Raw genomic sequence first — 15,604 nt, 5'->3', positions numbered from 1 at the left:
ACGACTACGCCGAGATCACCGACCGGCTGTGGCTCTTCGCCGTGGCTGGGTCAGCGCTGGCCATCGTGCACCTGCTCGTGTTCGACGCGCTGGCCCGTCATGCCCACGGCATCGTCGTGATGATCTGGGCGGCCGTCGTGGCGGTCGCCGCGTCGGCCTACGGCCTCGGCGTGGGGATCACCGGCTTGGTCGTGACCGTGGCGATCGTCGCCGCCGTGCTGGCCATCGTCGTCTACCTGGCCCCTCGGCCGTCGACCGAACCCACCTGACCGACGAGCCGTGCTGCTAGTGGCCGGCCTCGTGCCACGTGCGACCGACGCCGACAGAGACGTCGAGAGGAACCGACAGATCGGCCGCACGGGCCATCTCGGTCTTCAGCAGCTCGATGACCTGCTCCTTCTCGCCAGCCGTCACTTCGAGCACGAGCTCGTCGTGCACCTGCAGCAGCATGCGTGAGCCGAGTCCGGCCTCGTCGACTGCTCGCTCGACACCCAGCATCGCGACCTTGATGATGTCGGCTGCCGAGCCCTGGATCGGCGCATTGAGAGCCATCCGCTCGGCCATCTCGCGGCGCTGACGGTTGTCGCTCTGCAGATCGGGCAGATAGCGTCGGCGGCCCAGGATCGTCTCGGTGAAGCCCGTCTGGCGAGCTTCGTCGACGAGCCCGCGCAGGTAGTCGCGCACCCCGCCGAAGCGCTGGAAGTAGTCGTCCATGAGCACCTGCGCCTCGCCCGGCGAGATGTTGAGCTGCTGGCCCAGACCGTACGGCGACAGGCCGTACGCCAGGCCGTAGTTCATGGCCTTGATCTTGGCTCGCAGCTCACCGGTGATCTCGTCGGGAGCCTTGGCGAAGACCTTCGCCGCCATGACGGTGTGGAAGTCTTCGCCCCGAGTTGAAGGCCGCGATCAGGTCGGCGTCTTCGGACATGTGCGCCATGATGCGCATCTCGATCTGGCTGTAGTCGGCGGTCACGAGGGTCTCGAAGCCCTCGCCGACGCAGAAGGCCTCGCGGATGCGACGACCCGATGCGGTACGGATCGGGATGTTCTGCAGGTTCGGATCGGCCGAGCTGAGTCGGCCCGTGGCTGCGATGGTCTGCGCGTATGTCGTGTGGATGCGGCCATCGGGCTGCACGGTCTTCTGCAGGCCCTCGACGGTCTGGCGCAGCCGGGTGACGTCGCGGTGAGCCAGCAGCGCCGCGAGGAAGGGGTGCTCGGTCTTGGCGAACAGCTGTTGCAGGGCTTCGGCGTCGGTCGTGTACCCGGTCTTGGTCTTCTTGGTCTTGGGCATCTCGAGCTGGTCGAACAGCACTTCTTGCAGCTGCTTGGGCGAACCGAGGTTGACCTCACGGCCAATCGCGTCGTAGGCCTCCTGCGCAGCCGCCAGCATCCGCTCGGTGAACTCGGCGTGCAAGGCGTCGAGGTGCTCGCCGTCGACGGCGATGCCCCGAGCCTCCATGCGGGCCAGCACGTCGATGAGCGGAAGCTCGAGGTCGCGCATCAGGTCGAGCGACTCCAGCTGGGTCAGCTCACCCTCGAGCACGGCCCACAGGTCGAGCGTCGCGCGTGCTCGTTGAGCGGCGCCCTCGGCACCCGCGGAGTCGTCGTCGAAGGCCAGCTGTCCGGAGCTGTCGGTGACCGCGATCTCGCGCTTGAGGTACCGCATCGCCAGATCGCCCAGGTCGTAGGAACGCTGATCGGGCTTGAGCAAGTAGGTCGCGAGCGCGGTGTCGGCGACGACACCGGCCAGGGTCCACCCGTGGGCTGCCAAGGCGTGCGACTGCCCCTTGGAGTCGTGCAGCACCTTCGGCCGGTCGGTGTCGCTCAGCCAGCTCGCCAGAGCCGCGTCATCGGCTGCGCTCAGGCCCTCGACGCTGATGTAGGCCGCCGGGCCTGCCGCCGTCGCGATCGTGATCTCGTCGGCCCGGGCGTTGACCGGGGAGGTGACGCCCGTGACCTCGAGACCCACCAGATCGGTGCCGGCGACGTCGGCCAACCAGGCCGCCAGCCCGTCGTGGGGAACCAGCGCGATCTCGACGGCCACGCCCGCTCCAGCCTCGATGTGCTCGTCACCGCCGCCGAGGTACTCGAACAGCCGAGTGCGCAGTGCCGCGAACTCCAGCGCGTCGAACACCGAGTGGATCGCATCGCGGTCCCACTCGGTGCTGAAGGCCAGGTCGGTCGGACCTGCGGGCAGGTCGAGGTCGCGGATCAGCGCGTTGATGCTGCGGTTGCGGATGACGTCATCGAGGTGGGCTCGCATCGACTCGCCGGCCTTGCCGGGAATCTGGTCGACCTTGGCGATGATCTCGTCGAGCGAGCCGAACTGGCCCAGCCACTTGGCAGCGGTCTTGGGGCCGACGCCCGGCACGCCCGGCAAGTTGTCGCTGGTCTCGCCGACCATCGCGGCGATGTCGGGATAGTTGACCGGCATCACGCCGTACTTGTCGTGCACCGCGGTGGGGGTCATGCGCGCCAGGTCGGACACGCCCTTGCGCGGGTACAGCACCGTGGTCGTCTCGGTCACGAGCCGCAGGGCGTCACGATCGCCTGTGCAGATCAGGACCTCCATGCCCGCCGCCTCGGCCTGTGTCGCCAAGGTGCCGATGATGTCGTCGGCCTCGAAGCCGTCCTTCTCGAACGTCTGGATGTTGAGGGCGTCGAGCACCTGCTTGATCAACGGGATCTGACCCGTGAACTCGGCCGGAGACTTGGACCGGTTGCCCTTGTACTCGGGGTACTGGTCGAGCCGGAACGTCTGCCGTGAGACGTCGAAGGCCACCGCGACGTGGGTCGGCTGCTCGTCGCGCAGCACGTTGATGAGCATCGACGTGAAGCCGAACACAGCGTTCGTGTGCTGTCCGGTGGTCGTCGCGAAGTTGTCGACGGGCAGGGCGAGAAGGCGCGATAGGCCACAGAATGGCCATCGATCAGCAAGAGGCGGTCCACGGGTACGACTCTAGTCGGCGAGTCGGACCGAATCGTCAGGACCAGATGCTCAGGGCCGCAGGGCGCGCGGGTCGGCCTGGCGACGTCGCAAGGTGCGGCGCACCGCGATGAGCTTGCCGGTGTCGCGCGAGTTGGTCGCCTTGGTCGTCAGGCGGGCCCGCAGCTTGCTGGACTGGATGGCCCGCAGCACCGCGATCTGGTTGAACCCGATCTTCGTCAGGTAGCGATGAGGCTCTTTCGAGTGCACCGGGATGGCAGCGACGACGATCTCGCAGTTGTGGTCCTCGCCATGGCTGGCGGCCGCCGACAACAACGTGGACGCGACCGACTTGCGGCGGAACCTCGGCGACACCTGGATCTCGGTGACGAGCAGGATGCGGGTCAGGTTGATCGGGGTGATGGTGCTGATGTCGCACACCGTCGCTCCGACGATCTCGTCATCGACGACAGCGACGATGACCCGGCGGTCGGGACGGCTCAAGGTCGGCTCGAGCGCGGACTCCGCCTCGGCCAGTCCGGGCTCGCGCCACAGCGACTGCTGCGTGAAGGCCTCGGAGCCTTCGTCCTTGCTCGCACCGGCGCACTCGGCCCACAGCACCACGAGGGCCGCTGCGTCCTCGCGGGTGGCGTCCCGGAGGGTGACGTGGGGTCGGGCTGACATGCCGGTCCTGCTCTCTGGTACGGGATGCCCCGCAGAACCGGGAGAATCCAGATGACACACTACGCGCTGGGCCCGAGTCTAGAGTCCAGTTGAACGGTCAATCGTCCAAGGAGACTTTACATGTTCGTCGGTATCGGCACTGTCACCAACGTGCTGACCGTGGTCGTCGGCTCAGGTCTCGGCCTGCTGATCGGACATCGTCTGGCCCTGAACGTGCGCACCACCGTGACCGCGGCCCTGGGGCTCGTGACCCTGCTGATCGCCGCCCAAGGCGCGATGGCGGTCTCCGACGACACCCTGAGTGCCGCGGTCGGCGACAGTGCACCCATGCTGATCGTGCTGGGTGCGCTGGTCCTGGGCGGAATCATCGGATCGCTGCTGCACCTCGAGCAGCGGATCGAGACGTTCGGCGGCTGGCTCCAGAGCCGGCTGACCCGCGGCGACAGTGCAGACGTCAGCCGCGACCGGTTCATCGAAGGGTTCGTCATCAGCCGCTGGTGTTCTGCGTCGGCCCCCTGACGATCCTCGGGTCGATCAACGAAGGTCTCGGCAACGGCGCCGACCAGCTGCTCCTGAAAGCCACGCTGGACGGGTTCGCCGCACTCGCGTTCGCCGCCTCGTTCGGCATCGGCGTCATGGCCTCCGCCGTCTCGGTGGGCGTCATCCAAGGCTCCCTGACACTGCTCGGCGCGCTGCTCGGCTCCTTCCTGCCCGAGGCGCACCTGCTCGCGCTGACCGCGACGGGCGGACTCATCCTGGTCGGCGTGGCCCTGCGGTTGCTGGACCTGAAGGTCGTCGCGGTGGCCGACCTCCTGCCGGCGCTGATCCTCGCGCCGCTGCTGTGCCAGCTCGCCATCGCGATCCACTGACCCCCACGCGGCCGAAACCCAACTGTTACCTGATGAGGGTTCGTCGAGCGCGCACAACGAACCTTCCTGTGGCTATAGTCCGAAGACCACCTAGCGGTATGCCGACAGGAGTACATGCGTGCGATTGCGAATCGCGGCCCTACTTGCCGTGGCGCTGGGGACACTGGTCCTCATCGCCCCAGGCACAGCAACGGCCCAGACCACTCCAACCCCCACTCCCGCCACGGGTAGCACGGCCCCAGCAGAGAATCCGTTGGTCGACGGACCGAACATCACGGTCCCCCTGAACGACCTCAAAGGCGGCAAGGGCAAGCGGCTCCGGTCCCCGGGGTCAAGCCGACGGTGCTCCAGGACAGCAAGACCGGCACCGGCTCGGCAGCCAGGTCACCGACGCCAATGGTCGGGTCAGCATCGGCATCCCCGGCAACGGCACCTTCGTCGTCGAGCCTCGACCCCGACACGTTGCCCGACGGCGTCAAGCTGAGCGGCGGCGCCGAGACGACCAAGACCGTCCAGGTCAAGATCGCCGGCCCCACGTTCGTGCAGTTCCAGATCGGCGCGGTCGTGGTGCAGGAGGCGTCCCTTGCGAGCAAGGTCATCGACGGCACCCGCGACGGCCTCAAGTACGGCCTCATCATCGCGCTCGCCGCGTTGGGCCTGTCGCTGATCTTCGGCACGACGGGCCTGACCAACTTCGCGCACGGCGAGCTGATCACGTTCGGCGGCATCGCGACCTACGTCTTCAACCAGACCTTCGGCCTTCCCGTCGTCGTCGCCGGCATCCTGGCGGTCATCGCCGCAGCGATCTTCGGCTGGGGTGCAGGACCGTGGGCTGTGGCGGCCTCTGCGGCACCGCGGCACCGGCCTGATCGCGATGATGATCGTCTCGATCGGCTTCGCCCTGCTGCTGCGCAGCATCTTCCAGTACTTCTTCGGCGGCTCGACCAAGACCCTGTCCCGAGTACGTCGCCCCAAGCGCGTCACAGCTACGGGCCGGTCGACCTGTCGAACAAGGAGATCGCGATCTTCGTGATCTCGATCCTCACGATCGCCATCACCTGCATCGCCCTGATGCGCACCAGGCTCGGCAAGGCGATGCGCGCCGTGTCCGACAACCCCGCACTGTCGGCATCGTCCGGCATGCGCGTCGACGGCGTCATCTCGTCGGTCTGGATCCTCGGCACCGCGTTGACCGGCCTGGCCGGTGTCCTGCTGGCCCTCCAAGACCAAGTGAACTTCCAGATGGGCTTCAAGCTTGCTGCTGCTCGTGTTCGCCGGTGTGACCCTCGGCGGCCTCGGCACGATCTGGGGCGCACTGCTCGGCTCACTCGTCATCGGCCTGATGGTCGAGCTCGGTCCCGTCTTCGGCGTTCCCGCCTCGATCAAGGAGGTCGGTGCTCTCATCGTGCTGATCCTGATCCTGCTCATCAGACCGCAAGGCCTGCTCGGCCGAGCCCAACGGATCGGTTAAGGGGGAATCATGGACTTCGGAACAGTCATCGACGCCGCGCTCTCAGCGGCCCTCGGCCCCCAGGCCATCGTGTTCGCGCTCGCCGCGATCGGACTCAACGTCCACTTCGGCTACACCGGGCTGCTCGAACTTCGGCCAGGCCGGATTCATGTCGATCGCAGCCTTCGGGCTCGCGGTCAGCGTCGTCACCTGGGACCTGCCGTTCTGGGCCGGACTGGTCATCTCGATGCTCGCGGCGGTGCTGCTCGCGCTCGTGCTCGGCGTCCCGACGCTACGTCTGCGCGCCGACTACCTGGCCATCGCGACGATCGCGACCTCAGAGATCCTGCGCCTCGTCTTCGGCGCCGTCGAGTTCAAGGACACCTTCGGCGGATCCAACGGTCTGACCGGCTTCGCCCGGCCCTACCAGGACCTCAACCCGTTCAACAGCGGCCTCGACCTCGGCGTCGTCTCGTTCAGCCGCAACGACCTGTGGTCGATCACCGTCGGATGGACGCTCGTCGCACTCAGCTGCCTGCTGGTGTGGGCGCTGATGCGCAGCCCCTGGGGACGCGTGCTGCGCTCGATCCGTGAGGACGAGGACGCCGTCCGCTCGCTGGGCAAGAACGTCTTCGCCTACAAGATGCAGGCACTCGTCCTGGGTGGCATCTTCGGCGGTCTGGCCGGCGTCTTCCACATCCTCAAGCAGGCATCAGCCGTGCCGTCCGACTTCAACACGACGTTCACGTTCTACGCCTACGCCGCACTGCTGATCGGTGGAGCCGCACGAGTCCTCGGACCCGTCGTCGGCTCGATGATCTTCTGGTTCCTCATCGCCGGAATCGGATCGTTCTTCGGCGAGGCGACCAAGGGAACCGATCCGCTGATCCCCGACTGGATCATGACCCAGACCCAGTCCAGCCTGGTGCGCCTGATCCTGCTCGGACTCGGGCTCATGCTGCTGATGATCTTCAGACCACAAGGAATCTTCGGAGACCGAAGGGAGATTGCAATCGATGGCCGCTGAACTCAGTGACGCCCGCGCAGCACTCGCAGGAGTCTCCAACGAACCAGGTGCCGCCAAGCCCGACCCGATCGTCAAGGGAAGCAACATCACCCGGACCTTCGGCGGACTCAAGGCCGTCGATGTCGAGCACATCGAGATCCAGCGTGGTGTCATCACCGCGCTGATCGGTCCCGACGGCGCCGGCAAGACGACGCTGTTCAACCTGCTGACCGGATTCGACGAGCCCGATGAAGGCGACTGGTCCTTCAACGGCAAGTCGCTCGGCAAGGTGCCGGCCTACAAGGTCGCCCGCCTCGGCATGGTCCGCACGTTCCAGCTCACCAAGGTGCTGTCCAAGCTCACGGTGATCGAGAACATGCGCCTCGGCGCCACAGGCCAGAAGGGCGAGAAGTTCTGGTCAGCGATCTTCAAGTCGTTGTGGAAGTCGCAGGAGGACGCCAACACGGCCCGCGCCGACGAGCTGCTGGCCCGGTTCAAGCTCGACGCCAAGCGCGAGGACTTCGCCGGCACGATGTCAGGCGGCCAGCGCAAGCTGCTCGAGATGGCACGCGCCCTGATGGTCGACCCCGAGCTGATCATGCTCGACGAGCCCATGGCAGGCGTCAACCCGGCGCTCAAGCAGTCACTGCTCGGGCACGTCAAGTCGCTGCGAGACGAGGGACGCACCGTCCTGTTCGTCGAGCACGACATGGACATGGTGCGCGACATCTCCGACTGGGTCATCGTCATGGCCCAAGGACAGATCGTCGCCGAAGGCACGCCCCAGTCGGTCATGGCCGACCAGCGGGTCATCGACGCCTATCTCGGCGCGCACCACGACGAGGACATCAGCGAGATCGATCTCGAACAGCTCGAGCAGGCCGCCGAGGCCGAGCTCGACGCCGAGGCTGAGGAGACACAGTCATGACCGAGACGCCGATCCAGTCCGAGCGCGAGAAGCATCTCGCCAACGCCGACGGGGCTGTGCTGAGGGCCGACAGCCTGATCGCGGGCTACCTGCCCGGGGTCAACATCCTCAACGGCGCCGACCTGTACTGCCAGCCAGGTGAGCTCGTCGGGATCATCGGGCCCAACGGCGCCGGCAAGTCGACGCTGCTCAAGTCGCTGTTCGGCCTGGTCAAGATCCACGAGGGCACCGTGCGGCTCAAAGGTGACGAGATCACCAACCAGCGAGCCGATCAGCCGTCTGTCGAAGGGCATCGGGTTCGTTCCGCAGACCGAGAACGTCTTCCCGAGCCTGACGATCGAGGAGAACCTCGAGATCGGGCTGCTACCAAGACCCCAAGCGGTTCGCCGAGCGGTTCCAGTTCGTCACCGACCTGTTCCCGCGTCTCGGCGAACGGCGCAAGCGGGCCGGACAGCTGTCCGGTGGTGAGCGGCAGATGGTCGCGATGGGCCGGGCACTCATGATGGACCCGTCGGTGCTGCTGCTCGACGAGCCGTCCGCCGGCCTGTCCCCGTCCTGCAGGACGAGGTCTTCGTGCAGACCCGCAACATCAACAAGGCCGGCGTCTCGGTCATCATGGTCGAGCAGAACGCTCGCCGCTGCCTGCAGATCTGTGATCGTGGCTACGTGCTCGACCACGGCACGACGGCCTACTCCGGCACCGGTCGCTCGCTGTCGAACGATCCCAAGGTCATCGAGCTCTACCTCGGCACCTTGGGCCAGAACACCGACTGACACCAGGTCCCCCAGCGGGACCAACCACGAAGGCTCCGGGCTGCACCAGCAGCCGGAGCCTTCGTGGTCCGTGCCGCGCCCACAGGCCTTGCGGGCTGCCGCACGCTTTCCGCATCGCGGCGACTTTCGGCGACCTGCGGCGTTAGTTTCGCCGAGGGGGAGGAAAGAGGACGATCACTTCGAGCACGTGAAAGGCACTGTCATGAATCGAACTCCGAAGCTACTCGTCGCCGCAGCAGCAACTTTGCTGATCGGCGGCGTCGTCACGTCGGGTCCCGCCACCGCAGGTGGCGAGGATCCGTCTCCGCGACACCGCGAACGCTCGCCGACGGCTTGTTCACTCCGTTGAGCCTGTCGATCGACGACCACGGACGCGCACTGGTCTCGCAGAACTTCCTGGGGCGAGTTGCTCCGTATCGGACCCGACGGCACGAGGACCACGCTCGTGACCTCACCGGGCCAGGAGGTCGGGGCGGTGTCCAACCGCGGCAAGACGATCTACTGGGCCACGACAGGCCAGGATCCCGCGGCGCCAGCGGCTGCGCTGTGGTCGCAACGCAAGGGAGGACAGCCTCGGCAGATCGCGGACCTGCGGGCATTCGAGGAGGCCAAGAACCCCGACCAGCGCACGACCTACGGATTCAAGAACCTGCCGCAGTCGTGCGCCGACCAGTTCCCGGCCGACAACCCAGCCTCGTACACGGGTCTCGTCGACAGCCACCCGTATGCCTCGTACGCGGCACGGAACAAGGTGTTCGTGGCCGATGCGGGCGCGAACGCGATCTTGTCGGTGCGCACCGACAAGCGTCACGCCAAGCCCAAGGTCGTGGCGACGCTGCCAGCAGTCAGCACCACGGTCAGCGCCGAGGCGCTCGCCGCACAGGGACTGCCGGCGTGCGCGGCGGGCTACAAGTACCGCTTCGAGTTCGTGCCGACCGACGTCGAGAAGGGCGGTGACGGGAAGCTGTACGTCACGTCATTGCCCGGCGGTCCCGAGGACGCGAGCCTGGGGCGCACGCGGTGCCGTCTACAAGATCAACCCTGACAGCGGCAAGGTGCGGCTCGTCGCAGGCGGGTTCGTGGGTGCCACCAACCTGGCGCTGGGCCCGGACGGGACGATCGCCGTCGCCGAGATGTTCGGCGGAGCGACCGGAGCCGGCCAGGTGACGCTGATCAAGCCGTGGTCGTCGTACCGCAAGTCACTGGCGCTGACGTCGCCGGGCGCACTCGAGTGGGTGGGTTCGCGGCATCACAGCAAGCTGTACGTCACGACGGATGCGTTCGTGCTCGGCGCAGAAGGACCGCAGCCGATCGGCAGCTGCAGGTGCTGAAGCTCGGTTCGCACCGCCACTAGGCAGGGCCACCGACAGACGGCGACGCCCCCGGCCAGCTGGCCGGGGGCGTCGTCATGTGGAGCTGTCAGATGTTGCCGGCGATGAACTCGATCGGCGAGATCTTGTTGTCCTTGTCGTACTCGTAGATACCGATCGACGCGGCCGTCGGGCTGCCAAGGTCGCTCAGCTCGATCGGACCGGAGACACCGTCGTAGTCGATGTCGGCCTTGGGATCAGCCTTGAGCAGCTCGGCGCACTTCTCGAACGAGTCGCACTTCTCGCCACCACGGGTGACGTCGGGCAGTGCCTTGGCGATAGCCGCTCCCGAGTCGTCCGCAGCGACGATCGCTGCGAGCGCCGAGGTGACCACTGCGTCGTAGGACTCAGCCGAGTAGGTGTAGTCCTTCAGCTCGGGATCGACCTCGAGCAGACGCTTCTTGAACGCGTCGCCGGCGTCAGCACCCGGGATCGTGCCCTTGGTGCCGGTCAGGCTGCCTGCCGGCAGGGACGCGGTGGCGTCCTTGTCGTAGTTGGCCGTGTTGCCGTCGACGAAGTACGTCGGGACGTCGGTCGGGCCGGCGCCAGCCTGGATCAGCTTGGGAACGATCGTCGTGGTCTCTTCGAACGCGATCAGGACCACGGCGTCGGCCTTGGCGTTGGCGATCTCGGTGATCTGCGAGTCGCCCGGTCCGGCCTTCTCGCTGTACAGCACCGAGGCGGCAACCTTCGAACCGGCGTTCTCGAGGTTCTTGGTCACCTCCTTGGCCAGCGTCTCGCCGTAAGCATCCTGGCGGGCCAGGATCGCGACGTTCTGACGTCCGTCCTTGACCAGCAGGTTGGCGAGCACCGCGCCCTGCAGGATGTCGGACGGTGCCGTGCGGAAGTAGAGATCGGGCTTGTCGTACGGCGCCTTCAGGTCGAAGTCGGTCGACGTGTTGGCCGGCGAGTACATGACCGTGCCAGCCGACATGATCTTGTCGATGACGGTGAACGAGACACCCGAGGACGCTGCACCGACGATGACGTCGGCCTTGGCCTTGAGCAGCTTGTCGGTCTCGGCCGGGGCGATGCCCGAGTCGGTGTCACCCGAGTCGGCCTTGACGCCGACGACGTCCTTGCCGTTGACGCCACCAGCGGCGTTGATGTCCTTGATGGCCAGGTCGACACCTGCGAACTCCGGCGGGCCGAGGAAGGCGAGGCTGCCGGTGGCCGGCAGGAGTGAACCGATGGTCAGCGTGCCGTCACCCTTGGCTGCGGGCGGGGCGTCCGAGTCCTTGTCGCCGCCGCCGTCGCTGTCGCTACCACCACAGGCAGCGAGAACGAGTGCACTCGCGGCCGCGACAGCGGCCAGGCGAATCGTTGTGGAACTGCGTTTCATCAATCCTCCGGATGGGTCGAGAGACTGTGGCTCAGGCCACAGTTCTTGCGTAGGACCGAACTTAGTCTTTTGCGGCGTCAAATGGGTCAAGGTTCTGTGGCGGACTGGTTAAGTAGCCGTTTTGTAACCCAGTTGACGCGCCCCAGCCACGATGGTGGCGTTATTCGCCCTGTTTTCCGAGCGCCGGACCATGATCTATGACGGCCTGGGCGACCTGCTGCATCGTGAGCCGCAGGTCCATGGCCGTGCGCTGGATCCAGCCGAACGCCTCGGCCTCGTTGATGTCGAGCGCCTCCTGGAGCAGTCCCTTGGCCCGCTCGATGACCTTGCGGGTGGCCGCTGCCCCGTCAGGTCGCCGACCTCCTGCTCGAGCGCGACGATCTCGGCGAAGCGGCTTCGCGCCATCTCGATCGCCGGCACCAGGTCGGACTGGGAGAACGGCTTGACGAGGTAGGCCATCGCTCCGGCCTCTCGGGCTCGTTCGACCAGGTCGCGCTGGCTGAACGCCGTGAGCATCACCACGGGTGCGATGCGTGCCTGCGCGATCTGTGCGGCGGCGGCGATCCCGTCAAGCTTGGGCATCTTGATGTCCATCACGACCAGGTCGGGGCGGTGCTTCATGACGGCTCGACAGCAGCCTGCCCGTCGGAGGCCTGGGCCACGACGTCATAGCCCTCGTCCTGGAGCATCTCGGCGAGATCCAGTCGGATCAACGCCTCGTCCTCGGCGATCACGACACGCGGTGCTGGACGGGATCCCGATGACGACTCCACAACATTCACATGAGAAGGTTATACGGCTCGCTTTGAGCATGCCGAGTTGGCGGAATGGTAGACGCGATGGTCTCAAAAACCATTGTCCGAAAGGGCGTGCGGGTTCGAGTCCCGCACTCGGCACCCAGATTTGACCGTGATTCCAAGGGTGAAACACGAGGAGTGACACCGTTTACACACGGTGTACACCAATGTCTCGCTTAGACTGATGTCATGCCCACGCCTAAGCCGCACGTCGCCAAAGATGGAACGACCACCTGGCGAGTGCGTTTTCGCATCGGAACCGCAGGCACTACCGAGACTTTCGCTACGAAGCGCGACGCAGACCGCTTCTGCAAGATGATCGAAGCCGCACGGGGGCGGCAAGGCGCGCGCGATCATGAACGAAACAGAGGCATCCGCCGTCACCGACATCCTCCTCCGCGACGTGGCCGCCAAGTGGCTCGCGTGGAAGGGTGCGACGAGACCGGATGGCACCCCCCTGCGCCACTCGTCCACGTACACGACCGACAGGTACGGCCAGCTCGTCCGCAACCAGATCCTTCCACATCTCGGCAAGCATCCACTGAACCTCATCAGCCACAGCGACGTGCAGGAATGGGTTGACCTTCTCTCCGACACGCTCGCTGCCAAGACCGTCGCCGATGCTCACTCCGTTCTCCACGGCATCTACAAGTGGGCTGGCATGAAAGCGCAAGGGCTCGCGATCACGGATCCTTGCACCGAGACGGTGCTACCGAAGCGAAAGAAGAACGTCGCCAAAGGTTTGCGCCCTTCCGAATGGAAGATCCTGCATCAAGCCGCCACCGAGGTGAGCTCCAACGCCGCCGACCTATTGCTGTTCTTCGTCTCGTCTGGATGGCGTTGGTCCGAAGCCGCTGCCGTTCGTTCAATCGACGTCGATGACTACGGTGATGCAGGCGTCTGGGTCACGATGGGACGTGTCATGCGACGTGGAGCCGGCGGGCGCTTTGAGATAGTCGAAGACGAGGCCAAATCGATCGCCGGAATGCGACGGATCAAGATGCCGTCCGACGCAGCCGCAATGATCCGCAGACGCCGCGCCAACCTCTCCCCCCGACGATCTACTGTTCACCAACGACGCGGGGCGCAAGTGGTACTACACCGGCTTCCTCTCGCGCTACTGGTCTCGCCCCGTCAATGGCCGAGATGCGGCACCCAATCGCGAGCGGATTCCCGAGGTCGCCAAGCGACTCGGCCTGGCGCGTGACGTCGAGCTCCACATGCTGCGACATACACACGCGGTCCTCATGCTCTTGTCCGGCGAGACCATGGCAGCCGTGCAGAAGCGCATGGGGCACGAAGACATCACTACTACGATCCGCGTCTACGGCTCACTGATCGCCGACGTCTCCGACAAAGGGCTTGAGTCCTTCGAGGGCCTGCTTGCTGGCGACGACATGGGCGGCCTGGCGATCGCGCCCCAACCGAGCGACTAGGCCCACTCGTCGTCAGCGCCGACAACCTGAGATCCAGTCTCGATCGCATCCTGGGCGGCCGTCACCGGGTCGGGCTCGTAGCGCCCACAGGCTCTCATTCTGAAGTTGCCGTCAGCGTCGACCCCGATCCAGGAATCGACTCCTGGGACTTTCGTGAAGGTCAGGTCGGGGTGCTGCTCGGAAAGTCCTGCCAGGATCTCGTCATCGTCAGCCATGCTGAGAATCTCCTTCTAGTGCGGGTGGTCGGGTCACTGCGAATCGTCGCCGAGATGCGCGAGCCGCTGCTTCAGGTAGGCGCGCTCGGCAGGATGCAGCGCAGCCAGGCGGGTCATCAGTGTCGGTACGTCCACCCAGAGCTCGTCAGCGGCTTCCTCGTGGCTGCCAGCCCATGCCAACGTCTCGCCGAGCTTGCGGATGTCGATGAGCCGACGCGCGGCCTCGCGATCCACGATCAACTCTTCGCGATCCTCAGATCCCGGCGAGCACGGTCCGCGCTCGTGGTGGATCAACTCGTGCGTGAGTGTCGACCGTCGCTCGGCCTGGGTCATGCCTGTCGTGATCGTGACTCGCTGGCAAGCGAAGTCGTAGCATCCCATCTCCTCGTCGGAGTCCTGCCACTGCAGATCAATCTGCGGGAGGCTGCGCAACAAGCGCCAGGGGTGGAATGACATGATCCCGCGACGCTAGCGGGGCGGGCTGACAGAATCCCCAGGATCGGTGACACGTGCAGGCTTAGGCAGGCCTGTTGGATCGGCAGGTGTGTGTCGCTCCAGGATCTCGTCCAATTGCTCCGGCGTGATTCCACTGCCGGGATCAATGGTGGTGATGATGCCGAAGATCACGGTAGCCGCAAGCCCCGCGACGCTAATCCCTGTCGCCATTCCAGCACTGGGGTCATCCCGGATCTGTCGGGCTAAGCGAGATAGCCAGGGCGCGCGCCTCTCGATTTCGTCGGCAACCTCGGAGGCCGTCATACCCGAAGATGCCGCTATCTCGTTAGCGAGCTCGATCGCGGCCTCTCGCTCGTAGGGGCTGATCCCAAAGACTGTGACGGCACCCACCGCGTTCGGAACGTCGAACGCGTTGATCACCGGGACGATAACCCCGCAGCCCGCACACTCTAGGGCCGCCTCCTGGACCGGCACCGCGACCTTCGACTTCTCGCCCGTCTCGATATCGGCGTACTCGAGTTGCAGTACTGCGGCCGTCCAGGGTGCCGAGGATATGAGGTTGCATGTCGCACAGTAGGCCGCCATGCTTGCAGGCTCACCTCTCTGGCGGTACTTTTCCTCGCGCTTGCGACGCAGCCTGCCACCCTTGCCCATCAGTGCGCCTGTCGTATTCGTCGACTATGCCCGATACGAGGGCGGCGATGGCGCCCGCCATGTACAGCGGGGCGAGCGGCGGCGTCGCGATGGCGAACAGTCCCATCGCGATCATCCATGCCGGCTGCCACTTCATGCCCAAAGGGTATCTGAGGATTCCCCCTAGGCATAAGGCTCATGCCCCACCCGGATCCGCGTTGGGATGCTCCTGGGACTCTTCGCCGACCTTGTCGAGCTCCTTGCGAAGCGCGCGACCCTGGGACTTGCCCTTGCGGGCGGCCTTCTTGGTTGAGGCTGGGGCGGTGGGGGGCGTCGCCTCCCTCGGCTTCAGTTCGGTGACCGAGCCACCCTCCCCATCGTCGGGACTCTTCTCAGCTGGCGGTTGACCATGCGCCTGACCTTCTTCCGGTAGGTATCCAAAATCCAGAAGAGCTGCATCAAGAACGCTGCGATACGGAGTCCTTGTGACTCGCGCCATCGCTCGCAAGAGGTCGGAGGATGGCGCCGAGGTTCGGCCCCGAGTCCACCACCCATTGAGGGCCGAACGAGAGATTCCCATCTCCCTTGCCACCCACGCCTCTGGGCGATCGTCAGCAGCCATGAAGGCCCTGACGATCTTCTTGAGTTCACTCACATGGACAACCTTCCCGAGGCGGCTCGGGGCAGGCAACCACCCCGTAAACCCTGTCGTCTATCA

The 15,604-nt window shown here is 65.7% G+C and carries 17 protein-coding genes, 1 tRNA gene and 4 pseudogenes; 15 read left to right on the top strand and 7 right to left on the bottom strand.

The annotated features are described in order from the left end of the window. The first annotated feature begins 41 nt into the window (after positions 1-41). Complete coding sequence (locus ACHMWU_RS04200) at positions 42-269, top strand: hypothetical protein (protein ID WP_396041773.1); 228 nt, start codon at positions 42-44, stop codon at positions 267-269. 16 nt (positions 270-285) lie between these two features. Here the strand turns inward: ACHMWU_RS04200 and polA are convergent. Next, positions 286-2,949, bottom strand: a pseudogene (polA, locus tag ACHMWU_RS04195) (DNA polymerase I). Between the two features lie 49 nt (positions 2,950-2,998). Next, a complete protein-coding gene (locus ACHMWU_RS04190) occupies positions 2,999-3,610 on the bottom strand; it encodes a GNAT family N-acetyltransferase (protein ID WP_396041772.1) in 612 nt (203 codons plus the stop codon). Between the two features lie 120 nt (positions 3,611-3,730). On the opposite strand from ACHMWU_RS04190, the gene ACHMWU_RS04185 reads away from it, so the two are divergent. The 11 genes and pseudogenes from ACHMWU_RS04185 (at position 3,731) to ACHMWU_RS04135 (ending at position 9,968) form a co-directional block, all read left to right on the top strand. After that, positions 3,731-4,129, top strand: a complete 399-nt coding sequence (locus ACHMWU_RS04185) for a DUF554 family protein (protein WP_396041771.1) — start codon at positions 3,731-3,733, stop codon at positions 4,127-4,129. Next, complete coding sequence (locus ACHMWU_RS04180; protein ID WP_396041770.1) at positions 4,108-4,479, top strand: DUF554 family protein; 372 nt, start codon at positions 4,108-4,110, stop codon at positions 4,477-4,479. Before ACHMWU_RS04185 ends, ACHMWU_RS04180 begins: the two co-directional genes overlap by 22 nt. 396 nt (positions 4,480-4,875) lie before the next feature. Continuing rightward, a pseudogene (locus ACHMWU_RS04175) lies at positions 4,876-5,676 on the top strand (branched-chain amino acid ABC transporter permease); the annotation flags it as partial. A 58-nt stretch (positions 5,677-5,734) separates the two neighbouring features. Continuing rightward, the gene (locus ACHMWU_RS04170) at positions 5,735-5,950 is read left to right on the top strand and encodes a hypothetical protein (RefSeq protein ID WP_396041868.1); all 216 of its coding nucleotides are present in this window, start codon (positions 5,735-5,737) and stop codon (positions 5,948-5,950) included. Between the two features lie 148 nt (positions 5,951-6,098). Beyond that, positions 6,099-6,956 (top strand): branched-chain amino acid ABC transporter permease, encoded by an 858-nt coding sequence (locus ACHMWU_RS04165; RefSeq protein WP_396041769.1) that lies wholly within the window; start codon positions 6,099-6,101, stop codon positions 6,954-6,956. Then, complete coding sequence (locus tag ACHMWU_RS04160) at positions 6,946-7,863, top strand: ABC transporter ATP-binding protein (protein WP_396041768.1); 918 nt, start codon at positions 6,946-6,948, stop codon at positions 7,861-7,863. The genes ACHMWU_RS04165 and ACHMWU_RS04160 overlap by 11 nt, the downstream gene beginning before the upstream one ends. Beyond that, a pseudogene (locus tag ACHMWU_RS04155) lies at positions 7,860-8,084 on the top strand (ATP-binding cassette domain-containing protein); the annotation flags it as partial. The gene ACHMWU_RS04160 and the pseudogene ACHMWU_RS04155, both read left to right, overlap by 4 nt. Before the next feature lie 352 nt (positions 8,085-8,436). Further along, positions 8,437-8,637, top strand: coding sequence for a hypothetical protein (locus tag ACHMWU_RS04150; RefSeq protein WP_396041867.1), 201 nt, complete (start codon positions 8,437-8,439; stop codon positions 8,635-8,637). 202 nt (positions 8,638-8,839) lie between these two features. After that, a complete protein-coding gene (locus tag ACHMWU_RS04145; RefSeq protein WP_396041866.1) occupies positions 8,840-8,986 on the top strand; it encodes a hypothetical protein in 147 nt (48 codons plus the stop codon). Between the two features lie 57 nt (positions 8,987-9,043). Continuing rightward, positions 9,044-9,682, top strand: a complete 639-nt coding sequence (locus tag ACHMWU_RS04140; protein ID WP_396041767.1) for a ScyD/ScyE family protein — start codon at positions 9,044-9,046, stop codon at positions 9,680-9,682. Positions 9,683-9,692: 10 nt separating this feature from the next. Beyond that, positions 9,693-9,968 (top strand): hypothetical protein, encoded by a 276-nt coding sequence (locus tag ACHMWU_RS04135; protein WP_396041766.1) that lies wholly within the window; start codon positions 9,693-9,695, stop codon positions 9,966-9,968. 88 nt (positions 9,969-10,056) lie between these two features. On the opposite strand, the gene ACHMWU_RS04130 is transcribed toward ACHMWU_RS04135, so the two are convergent. Beyond that, positions 10,057-11,349: an ABC transporter substrate-binding protein gene (locus ACHMWU_RS04130; RefSeq protein WP_396041765.1), complete on the bottom strand. Its 1,293-nt coding sequence runs from the start codon at positions 11,347-11,349 to the stop codon at positions 10,057-10,059. A gap of 160 nt (positions 11,350-11,509) precedes the next feature. Further along, positions 11,510-12,131: pseudogene (locus tag ACHMWU_RS04125) on the bottom strand (ANTAR domain-containing response regulator). Positions 12,132-12,162: 31 nt separating this feature from the next. On the opposite strand from ACHMWU_RS04125, the gene ACHMWU_RS04120 reads away from it, so the two are divergent. From ACHMWU_RS04120 to ACHMWU_RS04110, 3 genes are all read left to right on the top strand, one after another. After that, positions 12,163-12,245, top strand: a tRNA-Leu gene (locus tag ACHMWU_RS04120). 256 nt (positions 12,246-12,501) lie between these two features. Then, a complete protein-coding gene (locus ACHMWU_RS04115) occupies positions 12,502-13,353 on the top strand; it encodes a hypothetical protein (protein WP_396041764.1) in 852 nt (283 codons plus the stop codon). Positions 13,354-13,366: 13 nt separating this feature from the next. After that, positions 13,367-13,582, top strand: a complete 216-nt coding sequence (locus tag ACHMWU_RS04110) for a hypothetical protein (RefSeq protein WP_396041763.1) — start codon at positions 13,367-13,369, stop codon at positions 13,580-13,582. Here the strand turns inward: ACHMWU_RS04110 and ACHMWU_RS04105 are convergent. The 3 genes from ACHMWU_RS04105 to ACHMWU_RS04095 form a co-directional block, all read right to left on the bottom strand. Next, positions 13,579-13,797: a hypothetical protein gene (locus tag ACHMWU_RS04105; protein WP_396041762.1), complete on the bottom strand. Its 219-nt coding sequence runs from the start codon at positions 13,795-13,797 to the stop codon at positions 13,579-13,581. The genes ACHMWU_RS04110 and ACHMWU_RS04105 overlap by 4 nt on opposite strands. A 33-nt stretch (positions 13,798-13,830) precedes the next feature. Then, positions 13,831-14,130: a hypothetical protein gene (locus ACHMWU_RS04100; RefSeq protein WP_396041761.1), complete on the bottom strand. Its 300-nt coding sequence runs from the start codon at positions 14,128-14,130 to the stop codon at positions 13,831-13,833. A gap of 135 nt (positions 14,131-14,265) precedes the next feature. Next, a complete protein-coding gene (locus ACHMWU_RS04095; RefSeq protein ID WP_396041760.1) occupies positions 14,266-14,907 on the bottom strand; it encodes a hypothetical protein in 642 nt (213 codons plus the stop codon). Positions 14,908-15,604: the final 697 nt, after the last annotated feature.

Origin of the sequence: Aeromicrobium sp. UC242_57, assembly GCF_044452305.1 — a bacterium.
Lineage (GTDB): Bacteria > Actinomycetota > Actinomycetes > Propionibacteriales > Nocardioidaceae > Aeromicrobium.
Note: the sequence above shows the minus strand (reverse complement) of the source record. Positions and strands in the feature narration are given on the sequence as shown.